This is a genomic window from Pseudomonas sp. S30, from assembly GCF_016518545.1.
Lineage (GTDB): Bacteria > Pseudomonadota > Gammaproteobacteria > Pseudomonadales > Pseudomonadaceae > Aquipseudomonas.
Genome location: NZ_JACVTO010000001.1, coordinates 199244 through 221250 on the forward strand (window position 1 = coordinate 199244; position 22007 = coordinate 221250).

Consider the following 22007-nt stretch of genomic DNA (forward strand, 5'->3'; position numbering starts at 1 on the left):
GAGGCGCTCAGGCTACCGACGCCTGACGCGCCACTCTCGCCCCGAGCATGCCCGACAGCGACAGCAGCATCAGCACGGCGAACGCCCCGGCAATCGCCAGGTTGCTTTCCAGGCCCAGGCCACTGACGCTGGCCGAGGCCACCGAGCCGAACACCAGCATCAGGCAGCCCTGCAAGCTCGCGGCGACCCCTGCGCGGTCGGGAAACAGCGCCATCGAGCGCGCCATCGCGTTGGAAAAGATGAACCCCTGGCCGAACGCGATGAGCATGATGCCGCCGAGCAACTGGCCCAGGCTCAGCGCCTGGGGCGCCGCGGCGATGCACAGCACGCCGCCGAGAAACAGCGCCAGGCCGCTCCACATCAGGGTGTCGGGCGACAGCTTGCGGATCAGCGCGCGATTGCTCAGCGTACCTGCCAGGTAACAGCAGCCCACCCCCAGCGCCGTGCTGCCGAAGTAATGCGCGTCGTGGCCAAGCAGGTCCTGGACGATGTGCGGGCCGAACACGTTCCACAGCAGGAAGGCCGAGAAGCTGGAGCCCAGCACCACCACCGCCGCACGAAAGCCCTTGTCCGCCAGGATCAGCCGATAGCCCGAGAAGGTCTGCGCGGCAGTGCGGCGAGCCTCAGCCGGCAGCGACTCCTTGAGCCCGGCGACCACGAATGCCAGCACCAGCACCGCGTAGGCCGCGTAGAGCACGAAGTTGTAACGCCAGCCCAGGTGCACCTCGATCAAGCCGCCGACATAGGGCGCGATCACCGGTCCCAGGCCGAAGGCCAGGCTCAGGTAGATGATCGCCACGTAGAAACGCGGCCCCTTGACGATATCCACCAGCACCGCCCGCGCCACCACCTGGCAAGCGCCGATGGCGAAGCCCTGCAGTGCGCGCGCCATCAGCAGTTGCTCGATGGACGTGGCGACCGTGGCCAGCAGGCTGCCGGCCAGGAACACGCCCAGCCCCAGCAACACCGCTGGCCGCCGCCCACGAGCATCGGCCATGATCCCGAAGAACAGCTGGCCGACGGCGTAGCAGAGCAAGGTGATGGTGATGGTGTTCTGCATCAGCGCAGGTCCTGCCCCCAGCTCGCGACCGATGGACGGCAGGCTGGGCGCGTACAGGTCGATGGCGATGCCACCGAGGCTGTTGACCAGTGGGGCCAGGAAGACGATGAAATTCTCGTAACGCTTGTTGTCGTGCATAAGCTCTCCGGTTCGCCGGGCCATCCAGTGCCCGGCGCGCTCAGGGTCAGACAGTCGCCTGTGGGGCGAACTGCGGTGAGGGTAAGGTCGGGGCCTTGAGCCAGGCGTTGGGCGATGACAGGCGCGAGACCAGCACACGGGGCGCCTGCTGGTAGTAGCTGCCCCAGTTCACGGCGGGGTCCTTGACCCGTCGCGGATCGGCCAGGCCCAGGTCGTCGAGGTTGTCGACCAGGGGCATGAGCAGGTCCCGCACCTGCGCCGTGGCGGTCAGTACCACCAGCCCGAAGTTGCGCAGGGCCAGGGTGCGGATGACGTTCTCCAGCAGGTACTTGCCGGCGCCGCTGCCACGCTGGAACGAGGCGAAGGCACCGACCTCGGCGATGCGCGCCCGGTCCAGGCCATAGCGCTGATCCAGCGGCGCATCCAGGTAGTACTCGCTGAACAGCTTGCCGGAATCGCCATAGCTGATGCCGGCACAGGCATAGCCCGGGGCGCCGCCGCTGGCGCCGGTCAGGCAGACGAACAGATCCGGTCGGGGCTGCGGCGTGGCGCCGTAGTGCTTGAGGTAGTGGGCGCGCACGGCCTCTTGCAGGCAACGATAGCCAGGGCGACCCTTGTAGAAATTACGCACGATATACATGGCTGACGTCCTGTCCTATTCGTACAGTTGGTCGATGAAATGCGCTTCGATTTCGGCTCGGCGCGGCCGGCCGGTCACGGTGTAGAAGCGCTCGCGAAAACCGCCGATGTCGCCGATCACCTGCACCCGGCGCACCCGGGCGAACTCCGCCAGACGCGACTCGAGCCTGAGCATCTCGGCGCGCACGGCCGCCTCGGCGGCGGTGCTCAGCACCAGCGCGCAGGGTTCGTCGCGGCCCTCGCCCATGACGATGATGTCGTCGATCACCGGGCTCTCCTTGTAGACGTTCTCCACCCACTCCGGCGAAATGTTGCGCGCCGTCGAGAGGATGATCACGTGCTTGCGACGCCCGGTGATGTAGAGAAAGCCCTCGCGCAACTCGGCGATGTCACCGGTGTGCAGGTAGCCGTCGGACAGGTCGCAGGCGGTGTCGTCGGCGTTGTAGTAACCGGCGCACAAGGTCGGGGTTGTGACCAGCAGCTCGCCGTCCACCAGCCTGGGCTCGATGCCGTCGAGCAAGCGCCCGGCCGAACCGATGCGCCGCTCGCCTGGCGCGTTGAGCGAGATGATCGAGGAGTTCTCGCTCAGCCCGTAGGCCTCGAAGACCTGCACACCCCGTGCGTCCAGGGCCTGAAGCACGCTGGCGGGGATCTTCGCGCCGCCGGTGATGATGTGCGGCGCCGCTGGCCCGAACAGGCGCTCGACGCTGGCGCCCTGCTCCAGCAGCAGGTTGGCTTCCTCCAGCAGCTTGGGCGGCAGGTAGAGGAAGTTGGGCCGGTTCGGTGCGATGAGCTCCAGGTACTGCCGGGCATTGCCGCTGGCGGCGCCGTATTCGGTCACGCCTTCGGGCATTAGCGTAAGGGTGCCGCCGGAGAGGATGGGGATGAACACCCCCAGCACCTGTTCGATCAGCAGGCTCATGGGCACGATGGAAAAGTAATGCAGCGGATGCGCCGGCAGGCGCTTGAACACGTTGTCCACCAGCAGCCCCACCGCCTCGTCGCGGATCAACACGCCCTTGGGCCGCGAGGTGGTACCCGAGGTGTGGATCACCGACACGATGCCGGGTGCGATGCGCTCGTCAACTCGAGTCCAGGGCTCGGCCTGCGCCTGCTCCATCAGGAGGCGCGGCACGAAGCTGGGCTTGCCCGGCAGGATGCGTTGCAGGCGCTGCGCCGTGGCCTGGTCGCTGACGAACACCGCCGCGGCCTTGCCCAGCAGGCTGCCGATCTGGTCGTCGGAGAACTCGATGGGGACCGGCAGCAGTACCCCGCCGACCTTCTGGATCGCCAGCAGGGTGTAGACCCACTCGTAGCACGAGCGCATGGCGATGCCGAAGACCTTGCGCCGACAGTCGCCGACCTGCACTTGCAAGGCGTCGGCCAGGCGCTGCACGTCGTCGCGCAGGCCATGCAGGCTGTAGCTGCGCCCGTGCATCTCGCGGATCACGGTGCGGTCCGGGCTGCTGGCCAGGTAGTGCTGCATCTTCAGGCTGATCATTGGCCGTCCCCCCCGAGGCGGTAGCTCTGGGCACCGAAGATGCGCCGGCCCAGGTCGTCCAGGCGGCGTCGGCCATGCATGACGCGGGTATTGTCGACGACCATGATGTCGCCTTTGTTCCAGAAGTGAGGGTAGGTCAGGCGCGCCGTCACCTCCTTGATCTCGTCCCAGATCTCCAGGGCGATCGCCTCGCCGTCGGCCCAGGTGATGCGCGGCGGCTCGTAGTTGACGCTCGGGCCGAGCATTGAATTGCAGAAGGCCAGGCGCCCGCTGAAGCGACTGATGTCGACCGCGCTGATGATCAGTTCGGAGGCGATCAGGTTCTGGTCGATGCGCCGGTAGGTTTGCCCGGTCACCTGCTGATTGACCTGCTCCAGGTGCTCATCGGTGACACGCTCCAGGGGCAGTTGCAGCTCGATGCTCAGGAAGCGCCGCACGTTGTGCCAGGGGATGCGCCGGGCATAGCGAATCGGCTGGGCCTGGAAGCGCTTGCGGGTGCTCGCCGACAGCTCGAACAGCACGCGCTCGCCGTCGCACAAGGTGGTCTCGGAACCGACGCTGGCCGCTGCCAGGCAGTAGAACCACTGCAGGTCCGGGTTGAACGGCAGGTTGCCGTTTTCGCGATGCAGACCCATTTCATGCACACCGGCCTCGATCTCGGCGGTGTTGGCCGTCGCCGCCTTGCGCGCCGGATCGAAGGTCACGCGCGAAGAGTGGGCGCTGACGAAGTCGTTGAAGTGCTCGAGCGAGTCGGCGAAATCGCGATAGATCACCACGCCACTGTGGGCCAGATCCTCATAAAGGTCCGCCGTGCTCATGGTATCGAGCACACGTAGGCCAGGCTCGACGGCGTGGATGCACTCGAAGCCATAACCAGGCGCGGGCTGACGGTAGAACGGTGAATAATTGGACTGTGTATTGGCCAGCATCTGACATCTTCCTTGGGAAATGGATTACAGACAGGCAAGCGTTTTGCTGCCTGGCCACGCCAAGGTAGGGGAAATGCCAGGAGGGCTGGTTTCAACAAACCGAAAGCCCCGCTCAAAAATTAAAACTCGCGCCAGACACGGGAACGACCGCTGCAGGGGACTTGTCGGGCGCTTGAAGGCGCCGCTGGGGGTCATGTCTGCACTCATCCTGAGCATCCGCTGTCCGTGGGGGAAAAGGGTCTAGCCAGCCTTGAGCAACTCGCTCGCCACATCCTGGATCAGGGTACGCAAGCTGGCCACGTCACCGCTCAGGCTGCGATGGCGCGACCAGATCATGTCCACCGTGAACACCGGAAAGCCCATGGGCGGCTGGCACTGCATCACCCCGTCGGGAATGCGCAGGTGCGCGAGCAAGCGCGCCGGCAAGGAAACCGTCGCCGGCACGGCGGCGAGGATGTTCACGCAGGCCTGGTAACCGTTGGCCCGCACCAGCACGTTGCGCGTGCGGCCGATCTTCTCCAGCCACCCATCGACCATGTTCTTTTCCGAAATCCAGGGGGTGGGAAACACGTGCGCCGACTCGCAGAACTCGTCCAGGCTCATCACGCCAGGTTGGGCCAGGCCCCGCTGGCTGGTGAGGCAGACGAACCCGTCGCTGAGCACCGGCTGCCATTGCAGCTCAGGGTGCAACTGGTGGTAGCTGGGGCCGAAGCCGATCGCCAGGTCGATGTCTCCGGAAATGAGCCGGTCCACTGGCAGGTCGCGGCTCAGCCGATCCAGATGCAACGAGGTGTTGGCCTGGCTGCGCGACAGACGCGCCAGCGCATGGGGCAGGAACGCCAGCTCGAAATACTCCGGGGCGCACAGGCGCCAGATCCTGGGCGTGGACAGGCCATCGCTCGCCGCGTCGGCCTCGGCGCAGCGGTTGACCGACTCGATCACCACGCGCAGATAAGGCGCGATCTTTTCCGCCTTGGCCGTCGGCTGCAACAGGCCCTGGGACGAGGCGAACAAGGTGTCGTCGAAGCAACCGCGCAGGCGCTTCAGGCAATAGCTGACGGTCGGCTGGCTGACGTTCATCAGTTCGGCGGTGCGCTTTGCGCTGCGCTGCTCCAGCAGATGGAGGAACACCACGATATCCTGCAGGTCGAGCTGCTTCAGGTAGTTGCTGTGCAGCACGCGCAGGCCTCCTCGGCGTATCGGCTCATGGTATGGGTTCGCCATCTTCAGGCAATGCGGCGAGCATGGCCTTGAGCATGCGCGCCAGCGCCTCGCGCTCGCCCGGCGCCAGGGGTGCGAGGAAATGGTTCTGCAGGTCGGTATGGCTGCCGACCGCCAGTTCGATGCTGCGCAGCCCCTCGGCGGTCAAGGCCACCTTGTAGCTGCGCTTGTCCGCGGTATCGTGGATCTGCTCGATCATTCCGGCTTCCTTGAGCCGATTGAGGCGGTTGGTCATCGCCCCGGAGGTGATCAGCAGCGAGTTGTACAGCTCGGTCGGGGTCAGCTGATAGGGCGCACCGGCACGGCGCAGGGTGGCCATGACATCGAACTCGCCCTCCTTGAAACCGTACTGGTCGAGCACTGCGCCCCGGCGTCGCTCCAGATGCTTCTGCAGCCGCGCCATGCGCCCGAACACCTCCATGGACGTCGCGTCCACCGCAGGCATGGCTTGCGCCCATTGCGCGACCACGAAATCGACATGATCTTTCATTGCGTCACCGTCCGTTCACCCTGAACTCCGTATGGGCCATATCCCTGCCATCATCTGGCGCTTTCCAAGTATCTTAACGTTAAGTTATCTTGATATGCACGAGTTATGAATCCGGAGAGACCATGGCGTTCTTCGAACACGGTCGAAATCGCTATTATTACTTCGACGCCGGGTCCGGCGCCCCTGCCCTGCTGCTGCATGGCCTGGGCAACAGCGGCCGGGCCTGGAGCGAACAGGTCGTGGCATTGCTGCACCTGGGACGCCGCGTCATCGTACCCGACCTGCTCGGCCACGGCGCTTCGAGCGCGGCGTTGACACCGGTCAGTCCCGCCGAGCAGGCCCAGGCACTGGTCGCGCTGCTGGATCACCTGGGACTGGAGAGCGCCCAGGTGGTCGGCCTGTCGCTGGGCGCAATGGTCGCCCTGGAATTGGCGATCGCCTGTCCCCAAGCGGTGGAAGTCCTGGTCGTGGCCGCGACGTTCGCCAGCATGGCCAGCAGCGCCCGACAGCGGCAGCTCGATGAATGGATCGCTCAACTCGACCAGCCCGACGGTTGCCTGAAGCGATTCGAGGCCGGCTGGCCAGCGCTGGTCGGCCGCACCTTCGCCGCTTCCGGCGACGGTCTGCGCCTGTACCAGGCCTGGCACGCCCAGGCCGCACAGCAACGCCCGCGCTGCCAGATCCACTGGTGCGAAGGCATGAAGACGTACGACCTGGGCGATCAGCTCCAGCAGATCCAGGCCCCGACCCTGGTTCTGGCCACGGATGGCGACCTCATCAGCCCGCTGGACGAAGCCCGACTCATCGCCGCCTCCGTCCCATGTGCACACCTCATCACCTTCGCAGGCGACAGCCATGTCTTCAACCTTCCCCTTGCCCCGGCGTTCAACCAGGCACTCCTCGATCGCCTGCAGGCGTTGCACTGAAATGGGCGATACGCCGTCCAAAGCCAGCGTCGTGCTCCTGGCCTTGCTGGTGGGCATCAACCTGCGACCGATCATGGCCTCGATCGGCCCGCTGCTGGACCTGCTGCAGGCCGACCTGGGCCTGAGCAACTTCCAGGGCAGCCTGCTGACCACCCTGCCGGTGGCGATGATGGGCCTGTTCGCCCTGGCCGGACCCTGGCTGCAGCGCCTGGTGGGCGAGGTCAAGGGGGTGGCCATCGGCATGACCTTGATCGCGGCGGCCTGCGCGGTACGCAGCTATGTCGAGTCGTCCTCGGCGCTGATCGCCAGTGCTGCAGTTGGCGGAATGGGCATCGCCGTGATCCAGTCGCTGATGCCGGCGTTCATCAAGCGCAATCATCCGCACAGCGCTGGCATGCTGATGGGGCTGTTCACCACCGGGATCATGGGGGGCGCGGCGATCGCTGCGGCGCTGGCCGCTCCCAGCGCCGCCAGGCTGGGCTGGAACCTCACCCTGGGCTATGCCGCATTGCCGGCGATGATCGCGCTGATCGCCTGGTTGCTCGCCGCCGGCCACGTGCATGGCCAGTCGACGCCAGCGGGCCTGCCCTGGCAGCGTGGGCGCGCCTGGCTGCTGCTGGTGTTCTTCGGCGTCGGCACCGGGGCCTACACCTTGGTGCTGGCGTGGCTGCCGCCGTTCTTCATCGAGTTGGGCTGGCCGTCGCGAAGTGCCGGGTATCTGCTCGGCGCACTGACCGTCATCGAAGTGTTCGCGGGGCTGGCGGTGTCGGCGCTGATCCACCGTTACCCGGATCGCCGCCGACCGCTGGGCGTGGTGATCCTGCTGCTGATCGGTGGCTTGACATGCCTGCTCACGGCGCCGTTGACGCTCTACCCGCTGGCGGTACTCTGCCTGGGACTGGGCATCGGCGCATTGTTCCCGCTGTCGCTGATCGTCACCCTCGATCGGGCGCGCACCCCAGCTGAGGCGAGCTCGCTGCTGGCCTTCGTGCAAGGCGGCGGCTACCTCATCGCCGCCACCATGCCCATGGTCGCGGGCCTGGTGCGTGACCAGCTCAGTTCGCTGCACTGGGCGTGGGCGGTGATGGCGATGGGCGCAGTGCTGCTACTGCTGCTCAGCGCCTGGCTACGTCCAGCGCGCCTGTCGCCAGCCCCGTAGCGGCGCCGGAGCGCCGGCGCGATCCCTCTGCCGTTTTGCCCAGGGACGGGGCATCGCCCCTGGCGCCCGCGTTAGCGATGAACGCGCACCGACAGGCGTCACAGGTAGCACCAGCGCGGTGCATGGCGTGGCGCCTGAGCCATTTTTCACGGCTGCATAGGGTGAATCTGCAGTCGTTCACGCCCCATCTGCGAACACAGTTTTTTTAACGTTCATAAGCACAAATTTACTAATTTCCCCTTCTCCAGCCGCGCTCCATGATCCCTCCCAACAAGAACGCGCCGCCATTCGCCGGTGCGCATTCGGGCACCCTTGAGGTGCCCATCCTTGCCTTGGAGTCCCTCATGACCAACGCAGCGACAGCGGCCCCTCTGATCGAAAAACACACCATCGGCTACGTGCCGCCCGAAGACCGTCATGGCAAGGTCAAGGACCTGTTCACCCTGTGGTTCGGCGGCAATATCGCGCCCCTGCCGATCGTCACCGGTGCCCTGGGCGTGCAGCTGTTTCACCTGAACCTGGTCTGGGGCATCGTCGCCATCCTGGTCGGCCATCTGCTCGGCGGCGTGTTGATGGCGCTGCACTCGGCCCAGGGCCCGCAGATGGGCATCCCGCAGATGATCCAGAGCCGCGCCCAGTTCGGCAGCCTGGGTGCGCTGCTGGTGGTGGTCATCGCCGGGGTGATGTACATCGGCTTCTTCGCCTCCAACATCGTACTGGCCGGCAAGTCGCTGCACGGGGTGGTCGACAGCGTGCCGGTGCCGGTGGGTATCGTCCTCGGCGCCCTGGGATCGGGGGTGATCGGTATCATCGGCTATCGCTTCATCCACGTGCTCAACCGCATCGGTACCTGGGTGCTGGGGGTCGGTATCGTGGTGGGTTTCGGGTACATCTTCACTCACGTGCAGAGCGACGATTTCCTCACCCGCGGCGGCTTCAACCTCTCCGGCTGGCTGGCCACCGTCTCGCTGGCAGCGCTGTGGCAAATCGCCTTTGCCCCGTACGTGTCCGACTACTCGCGCTACCTGCCGGCGGACGTGAAGGTGTCCTCGACGTTCTGGACCACCTACCTCGGCTCGGCGCTCGGTTCGAGCCTGTCGTTCGTGTTCGGCGCGGTCGCGGTGCTGGCGATTCCAGCCGGCGCAGATACCATGGATGCGGTCAAACAGGCCTCCGGCGCCCTGGGCCCGCTGATGCTGGTGCTGTTCCTGCTCAGCGTGATCAGCCACAACGCCCTCAACCTGTATGGCGCGGTGCTGTCGCTGATCACCCTGGTACAGACCTTCGCTCACCGCTGGATTCCTACCGCGCGCGCGCGGGCTGTGCTGTCGTTGCTGGTGCTGGCGGCGTGCAGCGTGGTGGCGGTGTTCGCCTCGGCGGACTTCATCGGCCACTTCGTCGACATGGTGCTGGTGCTGTTGGTGGTGCTGGTGCCCTGGACCGCAATCAACCTCATGGACTTCTACGTCATCCATAAAGGCAAGTACCACATCCCGTCGATCTTCAAGGTCGACGGCGGGATCTACGGCCGCTACAACCCCCAGGCACTGATCGCCTATGCCGTGGGCATTGCGGTGCAGATCCCGTTCATGAACACGCCGCTGTACGTCGGGCCGGTCTCGACGCATATCGACGGCGCCGATCTGTCCTGGCTGGTCGGGCTGGCCGTGACCACGCCGCTGTATGGGTGGCTGGCCAGCCGCGACAGCGCCTATCGCCGGCGTCAGAGCGACGCCGGGCTGGCCGCCGGACACACAGGGGCCGCCAGCGGCCCCGACGCGTTCAGGGTGCAACGCCCTCGACGATGATCACCTCGGCGTGCGCCGCCCCCTGACGCTGCGCCCACGCCTGCTGATACAGCTCGGAGCGATAACAGGCCACAGCCTGCTCGTACGAGTCGAACTCGATCACCACGCTGCGCTGCGGCGTAGCCCGCCCCTCCAGCGCCTCGCTCTTGCCGCCCCGAGCCAGGAAACGCCCGCCGAACGCTGCGAACGCTGCAGGCGCGCGCTGGGTGTAGTGCTGATACTGCTGAGGCTCCGTGACGTCCACATGGGCGATCCAATAGGCCTTCATGGTCATGCTCTCCTAGTCAGGGGATTTGTGTATTATGGTATACCACAATAATTCACCGATCACCGTGAGCATACGACATGGCCTTTCACTCCATCGAAGAACTTCTCGAAGACTACCGCCAAGGCAAGATGGTGCTGCTGGTGGATGACGAAGACCGGGAGAACGAAGGCGACCTGCTGATCGCCGCCGAGCGCTGCGATGCGCAGGTCATCAACTTCATGGCTCGCGAGGCCCGCGGGCTGATCTGCCTGACCCTGACCGACGAGCACTGCCAGCGCCTGGGGCTGGAGCAGATGGTGCCCAGCAATGCCAGCGTGTTCGGTACCGCCTTCACCGTCTCGATCGAGGCCGCCAGCGGCGTCACCACCGGCATCTCCGCCGCCGATCGGGCGCGTACGGTGGCCGCCGCCATGGCCGTCGATGCCCGACCCGAGGACCTGGTCCAGCCGGGTCATATCTTTCCCCTGCGCGCCCGCGAGGGCGGCGTGCTGACCCGTGCCGGCCATACCGAGGCCGGCTGCGATCTGGCGCGCCTGGCCGGATTCGCCCCTGCCTCGGTGATCGTCGAGGTGCTCAACGACGACGGCAGCATGGCCCGACGCCCGGATCTGGAGCATTTCGCCGAACGCCACGGGATCAAGATCGGCACCATCGCCGATCTCATCCACTACCGCCTGAGCAGCGAGCAGACCCTCAAGCGCATCGGCGAACGGGAACTGCCCACGGTGCATGGCAGCTTCCGCCTGGTCACTTACGAAGATCGTATCGAGGGGGGTGTGCACATGGCCATGGTGATGGGCCAGATCCACCGCGAGCGGCCGACCCTGGTGCGCGTGCATGTGATCGATCCGCTGCGCGACCTGGTCGGCGCCGAGTATGCCGGGCCCGCCGACTGGACACTGTGGGCAGCCCTGGAACGCGTGGCCGCCGAAGGGGCGGGCGTGGTGGTGGTGTTGGCCAACCATGAGTCTTCCCAGGCGCTGCTCGAACGCATTCCACAACTGACCCAGGCGCCGCGGCCCTATCAGCGGGGGCAATCCCGGGTGTACTCGGAAGTCGGCACCGGCGCGCAGATTCTTCAGGACCTGGGCGTGGGCAAGTTGCGCCACCTGGGCCCACCACTGAAGTACGCCGGCTTGAGCGGTTACGAACTGGAGGTGGTGGAGAGCGTGCCGTTCCAGCCGATACCAGGGTGAAGAACAGGACGCGGCATGTCGCCTCCTGCCCCTTGCCAAAAGTTTGGAATACCATAATATGATATCCCGTAGACCTTGATATTCTCGGCTGTACCCGTATCACCGACATCGCTGTGAAACGCAATAAGCTGCTCCCCAACACCAAGGCGGGCGCTGTGAAAGCCTCGCTTCGAATAAAAAAAAGCAACGAGGGCGTAACCATGCTGTTGAGCAAACGAGTCACCGCAGTGCTGTCCGTTGGCCTGCTGTCCCTGGCCTGCCAGGTCACCCAGGCCGCCGACAGCTTGAGTTTCGTCAGTTGGGGCGGCACCACCCAGGATGCCCAGAAGCAGGCCTGGGCCGATCCCTTCAGCAAAAACAGCGGCATCAAGGTCGTGCAGGACGGCCCCACCGACTACGGCAAACTCAAGGCCATGGTCGAGAGCGGCAACGTGCAATGGGACGTGGTCGACGTCGAAGCCGACTTCGCCCTGCGCGCCGCCAGCGAAGGCCTGCTCGAACCGCTGGATTTCACCACGGTGCAACGCGACCGGATCGACCCGCGTTTCGTTTCCGATCATGGCGTGGGCTCGTTCTTCTTCTCCTTCGTGCTCGGCTACAACGAGGGCAAGCTGGGCGCCAACAAGCCTGTGGACTGGAGCGCCCTGTTCGACACCAAGACCTACCCGGGCAAGCGCGCCCTGTACAAATGGCCCAGCCCCGGCGTGCTCGAGCTGGCCCTGCTGGCCGACGGCGTAGCGCCCGACAAACTCTATCCGCTGGACCTGGACCGCGCCTTCAAGAAGCTCGATACCATCAAGAAAGACATCGTCTGGTGGGGCGGCGGCGCGCAGTCGCAGCAACTGCTGGCCTCCGGTGAGGCGGCCTTGGGCCAGTTCTGGAACGGGCGGGTCTATGCGCTGCAAGAGGATGGCGCACCCGTGGGCGTGAGCTGGAAGCAGAATCTGGTCATGGCCGACTTCCTGGTCATTCCCAAAGGGGCGAAGAACAAGGACGCCGCCATGAAGTTCCTGGCCAACGCCAGCGGCGCCAAGGGCCAGGCCGACTTCGCCAACGCCACCGCCTACGCCCCGGTCAACCTCGATAGCGTCGAGCGCCTCGATTCGCAACTGGCTCCCAACCTGCCGACCGCTCACGTGCAGGACCAGGTCACCTTGGACTTCGCCTACTGGGCCAAGAACGGTGAAGCCATCGCCGCGCGCTGGAACGAGTGGCTGGTCAAATGAAAGTCGCCATCAATGCCTTGCACGACGCCCACGGGGCCGATCCCGGCACCCCGCGAGCCGCCCTGCCCCGTGCGCCGCTGACCCAGCGCTGGCGTGGCAGCCGCAACCTGCTGCCGGCGCTGCTGTTTCTCGGCCTGTTCTTCTTCGCACCGCTGATCGGCCTGCTGCTGCGCGGCGTGCTCGAACCGGAGCCGGGGCTGGGCAACTACCAGCAGTTGTTCGCCAACTCGGCCTATGCCCGGGTGCTGCTCAACACCTTCTCGGTGGCCGGCCTGGTGACCTTCATCAGCGTGCTGCTGGGCTTCCCCCTGGCCTGGGCCATCACCCTGGTGCCGCGCGGCTGGGGGCGCTGGCTGCTGAACATCGTGCTGCTGTCGATGTGGACCAGCCTGCTGGCGCGCACCTACTCCTGGCTGGTGTTGCTGCAGGGCTCGGGCGTGATCAACAAGGCACTGATGGCCCTGGGCATCATCGACGCACCTCTGGAAATGGTGCACAACCTCACCGGGGTGGTGATCGGCATGAGCTACATCATGATCCCGTTCATCGTGCTGCCGCTGCAGGCGACCATGCAGGCCATCGATCCGATGGTGCTGCAGGCCGGCTCGATCTGTGGCGCCAGACCATGGACCAACTTCTGGCGGGTGTTCATTCCGCTGTGCCGCTCCGGGCTGTTCTCCGGGGCACTGATGGTGTTCGTAATGTCTCTGGGCTATTACGTGACCCCCGCCTTGCTGGGCGGTGCGCAGAACATGATGCTGCCCGAATTCATCATCCAGCAGGTGCAGTCGTTCCTCAACTGGGGCCTGGCCAGCGCCGCGGCAGCACTGCTGGTGGCGATCACCCTGGTGCTCTTCTACCTGTACCTGAAGCTGCAACCGGAATCGCCGGTCGGCAACGCGAGGTAATCCGTCATGCTGCTATCCCCCAACGCCATGGGTCGCCCGTTGCGCATGGGCCTGTACCTGACCACCGGCCTGATCGCGGCGTTTCTGCTGCTGCCGGTAGTGTTCATCGTGCTGCTGTCGTTCGGCTCGTCGCAGTGGCTGGTGTTCCCGCCTCCAGGCTGGACGGTCAAATGGTACGCCCAGTTCTTTTCCAATCCCGAGTGGATGGATGCGGCCCTGGCCAGTCTCAAGGTCGCGCTGCTCACTACGGTGGCCGCCGTGGCCCTGGGCCTGCCGACGGCCTTCGCCCTGGTGCGCGGGCGCTTCCCGGGACGCGAGCTGCTGTACGGCCTGTTCACCATGCCGATGATCGTGCCGCTGGTGATCATCGCCGTGGCCGTGTATGCGCTGTTCCTCAAGCTCGGCTACACCGGCACGCTGTTCGCCTTCGTGGTCAGCCACGTCATCGTCGCCCTGCCCTTCACCATCATTTCGATCATCAACTCGCTGAAGCTGTTCGACCAGTCCATCGAGGACGCGGCCGTGATCTGCGGCGCTTCGCGTCTTCAGGCGGTGATCAGGGTGACCTTCCCGGCGATCCGCCCCGGCATGATCGCCGGCGGCCTGTTCGCCTTCCTGGTGTCGTGGGATGAAGTGGTGCTCAGCGTGATGATGGCCAGCCCCGAGCTGCAGACCTTGCCCGTGAAGATGTGGACCACCCTGCGCCAGGACCTCAGCCCGGTGATCGCCGTGGCCTCGACGCTGCTGATCGGCCTGTCGATCCTGATCATGGTCATCGCCAGCGCCCTGCGCCGGCGCAACGAAATCAACGCCTGAGTGCCGGAGACAAGAACGATGAGTGCAGTCCTGCAAGACACCGCGCACGCCAAGACCCTGGTCAGCCTGCGCAACCTGAACAAGCACTACGGTGATTTCGCCGCAGTGGACGACATCAGCCTGGACATCCGCGACGGCGAGTTCCTCACCTTCCTCGGCTCCAGCGGTTCGGGCAAGTCGACCACCCTGTCGATGCTGGCCGGCTTCGAGACGCCGAGCAGCGGACAGATCCTGGTGGACGGCCAATCGCTGGTGAACGTGCCGCCGCACCGGCGCGACATCGGCATGGTGTTCCAGCGCTATTCGCTGTTCCCGCACCTGAGCGTGCGCGACAACATCGCGTTTCCGCTGACCATCCGCAAGGTCCCCGGCGCCGAGATCGCCAAGCGTGTCGACGCCATGCTCAAGCTGGTGCAACTGGACAGTTTCGCCCACCGGCGCCCGGCGCAGTTGTCGGGCGGCCAGCAGCAACGGGTGGCCATCGCCCGCGCGCTGGTCTACGAGCCACGTATCCTGCTGATGGACGAGCCCCTGGGCGCGCTGGACAAGAAACTGCGTGAAGACCTTCAGGACGAACTGCGCCAACTGCATCGGCGCCTGGGCATCACCATCGTCTACGTGACCCACGACCAGGAAGAAGCCATGCGCCTGTCCCAGCGCATCGCCATCTTCAGCCATGGCAAGATCGTCGGCCTGGGCAGCGGCTACAGCTTGTACCAGAACCCGCCGAACGCCTTCGTCGCCTCGTTCCTGGGCAACTCCAACTTCCTGCGGGTCACGGCCTCGGGCGAGGGTGCTGCGGCCTTCGAGGGCTCACCGCTGGCGCTTCGCCTGACGGCTGGCCTGCATCCTGGCCAGCCAGCGCTGGTGATGGTGCGACCGGAGAAGGCCCTGGCGCTGAGCACCGAGCAGGCAGCGCGCGAACCGCTGCCGGCCGGCTGGAATCAGGTCAGCGCCACGGTTGGCGAAGTGCTGTTCTTGGGCGAGAGCCAGACCTGCCACGTGGTCACCGCTGGCGGCACCGCGATGACCGTCAAGGCGCTTTCGGCCGCGGGCATGCCGATGCAGCCCGGGGACCGCGTCGAGGTGCGCTGGGCCGTCGCCGATGCCTGTGTGTACACCGAGTGGGCCGAAAGCGACTTGAGCAAGGCGGCAGGCGCCCATTGAGGTGGACCGGAAAGTTAAATGACCGCGTTCGCGGGTGGGAGCCGTCCTGCAGACGGCTCCCGAGTGACGCGCCGGGGCTTCCCAGCACCGCTCATCCTGCCCTAGTCTTGGTCATCGAACCCTGATCGCATCCAGCGATCGCACTTGGGAACGACGACACTCAGGAGATTCGATCGGATGAGCAAGACCCCCTACGTGCCCCCGAAGGTCTGGAAGAACGACGCCAGCTCTGGTGGCCAGTTCTCCAGCACCAACCGGCCCGTCGCCGGCCCCACCCACGAGCGTCAACTGCCAGTGGGCGAGCATCCGCTGCAGTTGTACTCACTGGCCACGCCCAACGGCGTCAAGGTCACCATCATGCTGGAAGAGCTGCTGGCCCTGGGTCACGCGGGCGCCGAGTACGATGCCTGGCTGATCCGCATCGGCGACGGCGACCAGTTCTCCAGCGGCTTCGTCGAAGTCAACCCCAACTCGAAGATCCCGGCCTTGCTGGACCGCAGTGTGGAGCCGCCGGTTCGCGTGTTCGAGTCCGGCTCGATCCTGCTGCACCTGGCGCAGCGCTTCGATGCCCTGCTGCCCAGCGACCCTGCCGCACGCACCGAAACCTTGAACTGGCTGTTCTGGCAGATGGGTTCGGCACCCTACCTGGGCGGCGGCTTCGGGCACTTCTACGTGTACGCGCCGGAAAAGATCGAGTACGCCATCAACCGCTTCAGCATGGAAGCCAAGCGTCAGCTGGATGTCCTGGAAAGGCGGTTGGCCGAGAGTCGCTACCTGGGTGGCGAGCAGTACAGCATTGCCGACATCGCGGTATGGCCCTGGTATGGACAACTGGTGCGCGGCAGCCTGTACGGTGCAGCGGAATTTCTCTCGGTGCAGGAGTACCCGCACGTGCTGCGATGGGCCGAGGAGATCGCCGCGCGTCCAGCCGTGCAACGCGGCACACGGGTCAACCGCACCTGGGGCGATGAAGCCAGCCAGGTGCCGGAACGCCACTCGGCGGCCGACCTGGACTGACCTCCACGCCAGGGCTGGATTCGCGGCCCTGGCGCCTTGACGTTACTGCAGCCGGTGCCACTCGCGCTTGTCGCGCACCAGCAACTCGTCGGCCGCCGTGGGCCCGTCTTCGCCCGCTGCGTACTCGTGCACTTCGCCCCCCTTGGCCCAGGCGTCCAGGAAAGGCTGCACCGCACGCCAGCCATTCTCGATATTGTCGGCGCGCTGAAACAGCGTCTGATCGCCCGTCAGGCAGTCGTAGATCAAGGTCTCGTAGCCGGTGGCCGGGGTCATCTTGAAGAAGTCCTTGTAGGCGAACCCCAGCTCCACGTTCTCCATTACCAGCTCAGGGCCCGGACGCTTGGCCTGGAGGTCGAACCACATGCCCTCGTTCGGCTGGATCTGGATCTTCAGGTAGTTGGGCTTGGGCCGTTCCAACGCCGATTCGCGAAACTGCGCATAGGGCGCAGGTTTGAAACAGATCGCGATTTCCGTATCACGCACGCTCATCCGCTTGCCGGTACGCAGGTAGAACGGCACCCCCGCCCAGCGCCAGTTGTCGATCATCACCTTGAGCGCCACATAGGTTTCGGTGTGGCTGTCCTTGTCGACATTGTCTTCATCACGGTAGCCAGGCAGGCGCTTGCCAGCGGTGTACTGGCCGCGCACGGAGTTTTTCAGCGCCATTTTCGAGTTCCAGGGACGGATCGCGCCGATCACCTTGGCCTTCTCGCCGCGGACGGCGTCGGCGCCGAACGCGGCGGGGGGCTCCATCGCCACCATCGCCAGCAGCTGGAACAGATGATTGGGCACCATGTCGCGCAGCGCTCCGGTGCTGTCGTAAAAGGCGCCACGGGTCTCGACCCCCACCGTTTCGGCGGCGGTGATCTGCACATGGTCGATGTAGTGATTGTTCCAGAACGACTCGAACAGGCCGTTGGAGAAACGGCTGACCAGGATGTTCTGTACCGTCTCCTTGCCCAGGTAATGGTCGATGCGATAGATCTGCTGTTCGTTCATCACCTTCAACAGGCAGGCATTGAGCGCCTCGGCGCTGGCCAGGTCGGTGCCGAAAGGTTTTTCCACCACCACGCGACGAAAGCCGCCACCGGACTCGTCGAGCAAGCCGGCTTCGCCCAGGCGCTGCGCGACTTCCGGGAAGAAACGCGGCGAAGTGGCCAGGTAGAAGATCGCATTGCCATGACGGGTCTTGTCGATGCGCTTGGCCAGGGCCTGGTACGTGGCAGGGTCGAGAAAGTCGCCGGTCTGGTAGTCCATGCGCTTGGCCAGCCGCCCCCACAGCTCCGGGTCCAGGCTGTTGGGGGCGCCTTCACCGCCTTTGTCCCGACCGACCATGAACGCGTGCAGGCGCTCGGCGAACTGTTCGCCGGTCGCTTCGTTGTGGTCCACCCCGACGATACGCAGGTTGCGGTCCAGCAGTCCGTCACGGCTGAGGTTGTACAGCGCCGGCATCAGCAGGCGCTTGACCAGGTCGCCGCTGGCACCGAACAGAAACAGGGTGCAGGGCGGTGCAGCGGGTGTCTGGCGCTTGCTCATGGGCGTTTGATCTCGACGTGGCCACCGAAGCCCAGGCGCATGGCGGACAGCACCTTGTCACCGAAGGTACCTTGCTGCTGACGCGACCGGAAGCGGGCGAACAAGGCGCTGGACAGCACCGGCACCGGCACTGCCTGTTCCACGGCCGCATCCACGGTCCAGCGCCCTTCGCCGCTGTCGGACACCGAACCACTGAACTGGGCCAACTGCGGATCGGCGGCCAGTGCGTCGGCCGTCAGGTCGAGCAGCCAGGAGGTCACCACGCTGCCGCGGCGCCACACCTCGGCGATCTCGGCCACGTTCAGATCGAAACGCTGGTCCTCGGGCAACTCTTCACCGCCCTTGCTGCGCAGCAGGTCGAAGCCCTCGGCATAGGCCTGCATAAGGCCATATTCGATGCCGTTGTGGATCATCTTCACGTAGTGCCCGGCACCGGGCGGACCCGCGTGGATGTATCCGTGTTCGGCACGCTGGGGCTCGCCGCTCAGCCCATGGGTGCGCGGGATGTCGCCGACACCCGGCGCCAGGGCGGCGAACAGGGGTTCGAGGCGCTCGAACACGGCCTTTTCGCCACCGATCATCATGCAGTAGCCACGCTCCAGGCCCCACACGCCTCCTGAGGTGCCGACGTCCAGGTAATGCAGACCGCGTCCGGCCAGTGCCTTGGCGCGGCGCATGTCATCCTTGTAGAAGGTGTTGCCGCCATCGATGATGGCATCGCCCGGCTCGAGCAGGTCGGCCAGTTGCGCGATGGTCTGCTCGGTCGGCTGGCCGGCCGGCAACATCACCCAAACGGCGCGCGGCGCGCTCAGGCCCTGCACCAGCGAGGCCAGGTCGTCCGCGCCCCGGGCACCCTCGGCCGCCAGCGTCACCACGGCGTCGCGGTTGCGATCGTGAACCACGGTCTGGTGCCCGGCAAGCATCAGCCGTCTCGCGATATTGCCGCCCATGCGGCCTAGCCCGACGATTCCCAGTTGCATGTGTCGATGCTCCCTTGTTACCAAAGATGACAATCCGATTGGATGATGCAGGTTAGTCCAGCGCCGAGCGCCAGGGTTCACCGACGAACGGCAAGACCACGATAAACAAAAAAGTTCCCATCATGAGTGAAAGAATTCAAAATAACGGCTTACGAAGCCTATGCGCTTATCTTGTCCGCCGCCCAACCTCGAGGTGCACGCTTGGGTACCATCATGCCTGCCACTCCCACCCAGACGCTCTACGTCACGGTCCGCCGCGACGAGCTTCGTCAGCTGAAGGACGAACGCGATCGACTGCGCGCACAGGTGGCGCAATTGAATGCGTTATTGGTGCAACATTCGGTCGAAAGCGAAACGCCCTACAAGGCCTGATAGCCTCCCCTGATAGGTCGCGAGGGGCTTGCGCTCCAACGTCCAGCATGTCGCAGACCCACTCTCGCGCCTGCCTTGATGGATATCAGCATGACCTACGCAAAGCCTTTTATGCCCCTCGTGTTCTGCCTGTTCGCCGTGCAAGCCCAGGCGGCGGCCACTGATTGCCAGCCGCTGGACCAGCCGGCTGCGCTGGCGCTGTTCGAGCGATGGAACAGCAGTTTGCAGAGCCGCGACCCGCTCAGGGTGGCGGCGCTGTACAGCGATGATGCCGTGCTCTTGCCGACCGTATCCAGCACCCCTCGCCTGTCGGCCGAGACGCGGATCGACTATTTCCGCAAATTCCTCGAGCACGGCCCTTCGGGTACGCTGAACAGCCATGTCCTGCAGACGGCCTGCAACGTGGCCACGCTGGCTGGCCTCTACACCTTCGAGTTCAAGGATGACAAGCCACCCGTGGCAGCCCGCTATACCTTCGTGTACCGCTTCGATGGCAAGGACTGGCTCATCAGTCATCACCACTCCTCCGCACAACCCAACGGCTGATCGCTCCTGCCCTCTCCAAGGGCTGAGCCGCTTCTCGGCGCACCGATACGGAGCCAGCCCGGCACCGTATCGAAGCGCCGCGCCTCACAGGTGAGCATCGCGACAGGGCCGCCAACGTTTGCGCAGACCAACGGTCAGGCAAATAATGACCGACGGGTCACCCTCCCGACCTTTCGTCACCTACACTTCTGTCTCGGCCCGTGTTTTGCTGCGCTTCATCCTGGCACCCCGCTTTGGGTATCCGATGAACCAGCGACGGTGACAACGACAAAATAAGTCGAACTTTCCAAAACACGGGTAGGTCAGGAAATAAGTAGGCCACGCGAAAGGATTTCCCCACGCGTCAGGCCACCCACCCCACTCAGTCCAAGCGCCGCTCGATCGGAACTTCGAGCGCGCTGTGCGAGCGTGCACGACTCAGGGGCAAGGAACGCATTACCGACACCAGCAGCAGAAAGGGCAAGAACCACACGAGATAACGCGATGGGTGCCTCAACCCACCAGCGCAAGGGACGGAGAGAAGGACGTTATGATCAGTGCCGCTGTCGAGCCTCATGCAGAAATATTCAACCTGGACAATCGCGAAGCCCTGCCACCGGGCTTCATCAACACCGGCAAGACACCCGGCTCTCAGCGCGGTCAGAACCCGCACAAGCGTAAGGTGCTGTTCGTCACCTCCGAATTCGCCGATCTGGTCAAGACCGGCGGGCTGGGGGACGTTTCCGCGGCGCTGCCCCGTGCCATGGCGCATCTGCACGACGTGCGTGTCCTGATCCCCGGCTATCCGCAGGTGGTCAACAGCGACAGCCCCATCCATATCGTCGGTGAGCTGGCGGGCCATGCTGCCCTACCACCTTGCAAGATCGGACGGATGGACCTGCCCGACGGCCTGGTCATCTATGTACTGATCTGCCCCGAGCTCTATGAGCGCGAGGGCACGCCCTACGGTGACAACAACGGCCGCGACTGGAGCGACAACCACATTCGTTTCGCCCGTCTCGGGCTGGCCGCTGCGGACATCGCCGCAGGTGAAGGCATGATCCACTGGCGCCCCGACCTGGTGCACGCCCACGACTGGCCGGCAGGCCTGGCGCCCGCCTACATGCACTGGCGCGGGCTGAATACGGCCACCTTGTTCACCATTCACAATCTCGCCTACCAGGGCGTGTTCAGCCGTGCCTGCAGCCCTGAGCTGGCTATTCCCGAGCACGCCATGCAGCAGGAAGGTATGGAGTTCTATGGCAAGCTGTCCTTCCTCAAGGCGGGCCTTGCCTACTCCAGCCATATCACTACCGTGAGCGCGACCTACGCCCAGGAGATCACCACCCCCGAGTTCGGCTGTGGGCTGGATGGCTTCCTGGCCAGCAAGGCCCAGCAGGGCCTGCTGGGCGGCATCCCCAACGGCATCGACGAAAGCTGGGACTCGGCCACCGATAGTCACCTGCAACACAACTTCAGCCTCAATGACTGGGAAGGCAAGGCGCGCAATACCGATCAGGTGCGCGAACTGTTCGGCCTGGAACCTTCCGAGGGTCCGTTGTTCGCCGTGGTTTCCCGCCTGGTGTACCAGAAGGGCCTTGATCTGACGCTGGGCGTGGCCGAGGACATCGTTCGTCAAGGTGGACAGATCGCGATCATCGGCCGCGGCGAGCCCGAGGAAGAGCAAGCCATGCGCGAGCTGGCCCTGCGTCATCCTGGACGAATCGGCGTGCGCATCGGCTTCAACGAGACCGATGCCCGGCGCATGTTCGCCGGCAGCGACTTCCTGCTGATGCCTTCGCGTTACGAGCCCTGTGGCCTCAGCCAGATGTACGCACAGCGCTTCGGGTCGCTGCCGGTGGCGCGCAAGACGGGGGGACTGGCCGACACCATCGAGGATGGCGTCACCGGGTTCCTGTTCGAAGCGTCCACCGTCGAGAGCTACCGCGCGGCCCTGGAGCGCGCCTTCTATACCTACAGCAAGAAAGACCTGCTCAACGCCATGCGCTGCCTGTCGATGACGCAACCCTTCAACTGGTGCCAGGCGGTAGAACCCTATGCCCGCCTGTACGAGGAACTGGTCTGCCAGGCACACGCCGGCGCCTACTGACAACGAGGTGTGAAG

The 22007-nt window shown here is 65.1% G+C and carries 21 protein-coding genes; 12 read left to right on the forward strand and 9 right to left on the reverse strand.

What is annotated here, in order from left to right:
- Positions 1-7: 7 nt before the first annotated feature.
- The 6 genes from IAE34_RS00925 to IAE34_RS00950 all read right to left on the reverse strand — a co-directional run bounded on the left by IAE34_RS00925 (position 8) and on the right by IAE34_RS00950 (position 5978).
- A complete protein-coding gene (locus IAE34_RS00925; protein ID WP_200136985.1) occupies positions 8-1198 on the reverse strand; it encodes a multidrug effflux MFS transporter in 1191 nt (396 codons plus the stop codon).
- A 46-nt stretch (positions 1199-1244) separates the two neighbouring features.
- Entirely contained in the window at positions 1245-1838 is a 594-nt protein-coding gene (locus tag IAE34_RS00930) for a thermostable hemolysin (protein WP_200136986.1), read from the reverse strand.
- Between the two features lie 15 nt (positions 1839-1853).
- Positions 1854-3338 carry an AMP-binding protein gene (locus tag IAE34_RS00935; protein ID WP_200136987.1) on the reverse strand — a complete coding sequence of 495 codons (1485 nt, stop codon included), beginning with the start codon at positions 3336-3338 and terminating at the stop codon, positions 1854-1856.
- Positions 3335-4267, reverse strand: a complete 933-nt coding sequence (locus IAE34_RS00940; protein WP_200136988.1) for a TauD/TfdA family dioxygenase — start codon at positions 4265-4267, stop codon at positions 3335-3337. Before IAE34_RS00940 ends, IAE34_RS00935 begins: the two co-directional genes overlap by 4 nt.
- Before the next feature lie 240 nt (positions 4268-4507).
- Positions 4508-5446 carry a LysR family transcriptional regulator gene (locus tag IAE34_RS00945; RefSeq protein ID WP_200136989.1) on the reverse strand — a complete coding sequence of 313 codons (939 nt, stop codon included), beginning with the start codon at positions 5444-5446 and terminating at the stop codon, positions 4508-4510.
- 25 nt (positions 5447-5471) lie between these two features.
- Positions 5472-5978 carry a MarR family winged helix-turn-helix transcriptional regulator gene (locus tag IAE34_RS00950; RefSeq protein WP_200136990.1) on the reverse strand — a complete coding sequence of 169 codons (507 nt, stop codon included), beginning with the start codon at positions 5976-5978 and terminating at the stop codon, positions 5472-5474.
- A 122-nt stretch (positions 5979-6100) separates the two neighbouring features.
- Here IAE34_RS00950 and IAE34_RS00955 point away from each other — a divergent pair, with 122 nt between their 5' ends.
- The 3 genes from IAE34_RS00955 (at position 6101) to IAE34_RS00965 (ending at position 9871) form a co-directional block, all read left to right on the forward strand.
- Complete coding sequence (locus tag IAE34_RS00955) at positions 6101-6904, forward strand: alpha/beta fold hydrolase (protein WP_200136991.1); 804 nt, start codon at positions 6101-6103, stop codon at positions 6902-6904.
- A 1-nt stretch (position 6905) separates the two neighbouring features.
- Positions 6906-8063, forward strand: coding sequence for an MFS transporter (locus IAE34_RS00960; protein ID WP_200136992.1), 1158 nt, complete (start codon positions 6906-6908; stop codon positions 8061-8063).
- Positions 8064-8407: 344 nt separating this feature from the next.
- Positions 8408-9871, forward strand: coding sequence for a purine-cytosine permease family protein (locus IAE34_RS00965; RefSeq protein ID WP_200136993.1), 1464 nt, complete (start codon positions 8408-8410; stop codon positions 9869-9871).
- Here the strand turns inward: IAE34_RS00965 and IAE34_RS00970 are convergent.
- Complete coding sequence (locus IAE34_RS00970) at positions 9846-10139, reverse strand: DUF1330 domain-containing protein (RefSeq protein WP_200136994.1); 294 nt, start codon at positions 10137-10139, stop codon at positions 9846-9848. The genes IAE34_RS00965 and IAE34_RS00970 overlap by 26 nt on opposite strands.
- A 77-nt stretch (positions 10140-10216) precedes the next feature.
- Between IAE34_RS00970 and ribBA the strand changes: the two genes are divergently transcribed.
- From ribBA to yghU, 6 genes are all read left to right on the forward strand, one after another.
- Positions 10217-11335, forward strand: coding sequence for a bifunctional 3,4-dihydroxy-2-butanone-4-phosphate synthase/GTP cyclohydrolase II (ribBA, locus tag IAE34_RS00975; protein ID WP_200136995.1), 1119 nt, complete (start codon positions 10217-10219; stop codon positions 11333-11335).
- 200 nt (positions 11336-11535) lie between these two features.
- The gene (locus IAE34_RS00980; RefSeq protein ID WP_200136996.1) at positions 11536-12561 is read left to right on the forward strand and encodes an ABC transporter substrate-binding protein; all 1026 of its coding nucleotides are present in this window, start codon (positions 11536-11538) and stop codon (positions 12559-12561) included.
- Positions 12558-13469, forward strand: a complete 912-nt coding sequence (locus IAE34_RS00985; RefSeq protein WP_200136997.1) for an ABC transporter permease — start codon at positions 12558-12560, stop codon at positions 13467-13469. Before IAE34_RS00980 ends, IAE34_RS00985 begins: the two co-directional genes overlap by 4 nt.
- Before the next feature lie 6 nt (positions 13470-13475).
- The gene (locus IAE34_RS00990) at positions 13476-14285 is read left to right on the forward strand and encodes an ABC transporter permease (protein ID WP_200136998.1); all 810 of its coding nucleotides are present in this window, start codon (positions 13476-13478) and stop codon (positions 14283-14285) included.
- An 18-nt stretch (positions 14286-14303) separates the two neighbouring features.
- On the forward strand, positions 14304-15452 hold the full coding sequence (locus IAE34_RS00995) for an ABC transporter ATP-binding protein (protein ID WP_200136999.1): 1149 nt from the start codon (positions 14304-14306) through the stop codon (positions 15450-15452).
- Between the two features lie 177 nt (positions 15453-15629).
- Positions 15630-16469 carry a glutathione-dependent disulfide-bond oxidoreductase gene (gene yghU, locus IAE34_RS01000; RefSeq protein ID WP_200137000.1) on the forward strand — a complete coding sequence of 280 codons (840 nt, stop codon included), beginning with the start codon at positions 15630-15632 and terminating at the stop codon, positions 16467-16469.
- Between the two features lie 42 nt (positions 16470-16511).
- Here the strand turns inward: yghU and zwf are convergent, their stop codons facing one another.
- Complete coding sequence (gene zwf / locus IAE34_RS01005) at positions 16512-18005, reverse strand: glucose-6-phosphate dehydrogenase (RefSeq protein ID WP_200137001.1); 1494 nt, start codon at positions 18003-18005, stop codon at positions 16512-16514.
- The gene (gnd, locus tag IAE34_RS01010) at positions 18002-19009 is read right to left on the reverse strand and encodes a phosphogluconate dehydrogenase (NAD(+)-dependent, decarboxylating) (protein ID WP_267908819.1); all 1008 of its coding nucleotides are present in this window, start codon (positions 19007-19009) and stop codon (positions 18002-18004) included. Before gnd ends, zwf begins: the two co-directional genes overlap by 4 nt.
- 177 nt (positions 19010-19186) lie before the next feature.
- On the opposite strand from gnd, the gene IAE34_RS01015 reads away from it, so the two are divergent.
- The 3 genes from IAE34_RS01015 (at position 19187) to glgA (ending at position 21992) form a co-directional block, all read left to right on the forward strand.
- Positions 19187-19357, forward strand: coding sequence for a DUF6026 family protein (locus tag IAE34_RS01015; protein WP_233630897.1), 171 nt, complete (start codon positions 19187-19189; stop codon positions 19355-19357).
- Between the two features lie 90 nt (positions 19358-19447).
- Positions 19448-19903: an SgcJ/EcaC family oxidoreductase gene (locus IAE34_RS01020; protein ID WP_200137003.1), complete on the forward strand. Its 456-nt coding sequence runs from the start codon at positions 19448-19450 to the stop codon at positions 19901-19903.
- Positions 19904-20432: 529 nt separating this feature from the next.
- Positions 20433-21992, forward strand: a complete 1560-nt coding sequence (gene glgA / locus IAE34_RS01025) for a glycogen synthase GlgA (protein WP_200137004.1) — start codon at positions 20433-20435, stop codon at positions 21990-21992.
- The last annotated feature ends 15 nt before the right edge of the window (positions 21993-22007 follow it).

Bases quoted from the DNA above. Each gene is read 5' to 3' on its own strand.
- IAE34_RS00995 (WP_200136999.1), top strand. From the start codon at position 14,304: ATGAGTGCAGTCCTGCAAGACACCGCGCACGCCAAGACCCTGGTCAGC.
- IAE34_RS00950 (WP_200136990.1), bottom strand. From the start codon at position 5,978: ATGAAAGATCATGTCGATTTCGTGGTCGCGCAATGGGCGCAAGCCATG.
- IAE34_RS00970 (WP_200136994.1), bottom strand. From the start codon at position 10,139: ATGAAGGCCTATTGGATCGCCCATGTGGACGTCACGGAGCCTCAGCAG.
- glgA (WP_200137004.1), top strand. From the start codon at position 20,433: ATGATCAGTGCCGCTGTCGAGCCTCATGCAGAAATATTCAACCTGGAC.
- zwf (WP_200137001.1), bottom strand. From the start codon at position 18,005: ATGAGCAAGCGCCAGACACCCGCTGCACCGCCCTGCACCCTGTTTCTG.
- IAE34_RS00980 (WP_200136996.1), top strand. From the start codon at position 11,536: ATGCTGTTGAGCAAACGAGTCACCGCAGTGCTGTCCGTTGGCCTGCTG.
- ribBA (WP_200136995.1), top strand. From the start codon at position 10,217: ATGGCCTTTCACTCCATCGAAGAACTTCTCGAAGACTACCGCCAAGGC.
- IAE34_RS00965 (WP_200136993.1), top strand. From the start codon at position 8,408: ATGACCAACGCAGCGACAGCGGCCCCTCTGATCGAAAAACACACCATC.
- yghU (WP_200137000.1), top strand. From the start codon at position 15,630: ATGAGCAAGACCCCCTACGTGCCCCCGAAGGTCTGGAAGAACGACGCC.
- IAE34_RS00925 (WP_200136985.1), bottom strand. From the start codon at position 1,198: ATGCACGACAACAAGCGTTACGAGAATTTCATCGTCTTCCTGGCCCCA.
- IAE34_RS00930 (WP_200136986.1), bottom strand. From the start codon at position 1,838: ATGTATATCGTGCGTAATTTCTACAAGGGTCGCCCTGGCTATCGTTGC.
- IAE34_RS00985 (WP_200136997.1), top strand. From the start codon at position 12,558: ATGAAAGTCGCCATCAATGCCTTGCACGACGCCCACGGGGCCGATCCC.
- IAE34_RS00960 (WP_200136992.1), top strand. From the start codon at position 6,906: ATGGGCGATACGCCGTCCAAAGCCAGCGTCGTGCTCCTGGCCTTGCTG.
- IAE34_RS00935 (WP_200136987.1), bottom strand. From the start codon at position 3,338: ATGATCAGCCTGAAGATGCAGCACTACCTGGCCAGCAGCCCGGACCGC.
- IAE34_RS00955 (WP_200136991.1), top strand. From the start codon at position 6,101: ATGGCGTTCTTCGAACACGGTCGAAATCGCTATTATTACTTCGACGCC.
- IAE34_RS01020 (WP_200137003.1), top strand. From the start codon at position 19,448: ATGACCTACGCAAAGCCTTTTATGCCCCTCGTGTTCTGCCTGTTCGCC.
- IAE34_RS00990 (WP_200136998.1), top strand. From the start codon at position 13,476: ATGCTGCTATCCCCCAACGCCATGGGTCGCCCGTTGCGCATGGGCCTG.
- IAE34_RS00940 (WP_200136988.1), bottom strand. From the start codon at position 4,267: ATGCTGGCCAATACACAGTCCAATTATTCACCGTTCTACCGTCAGCCC.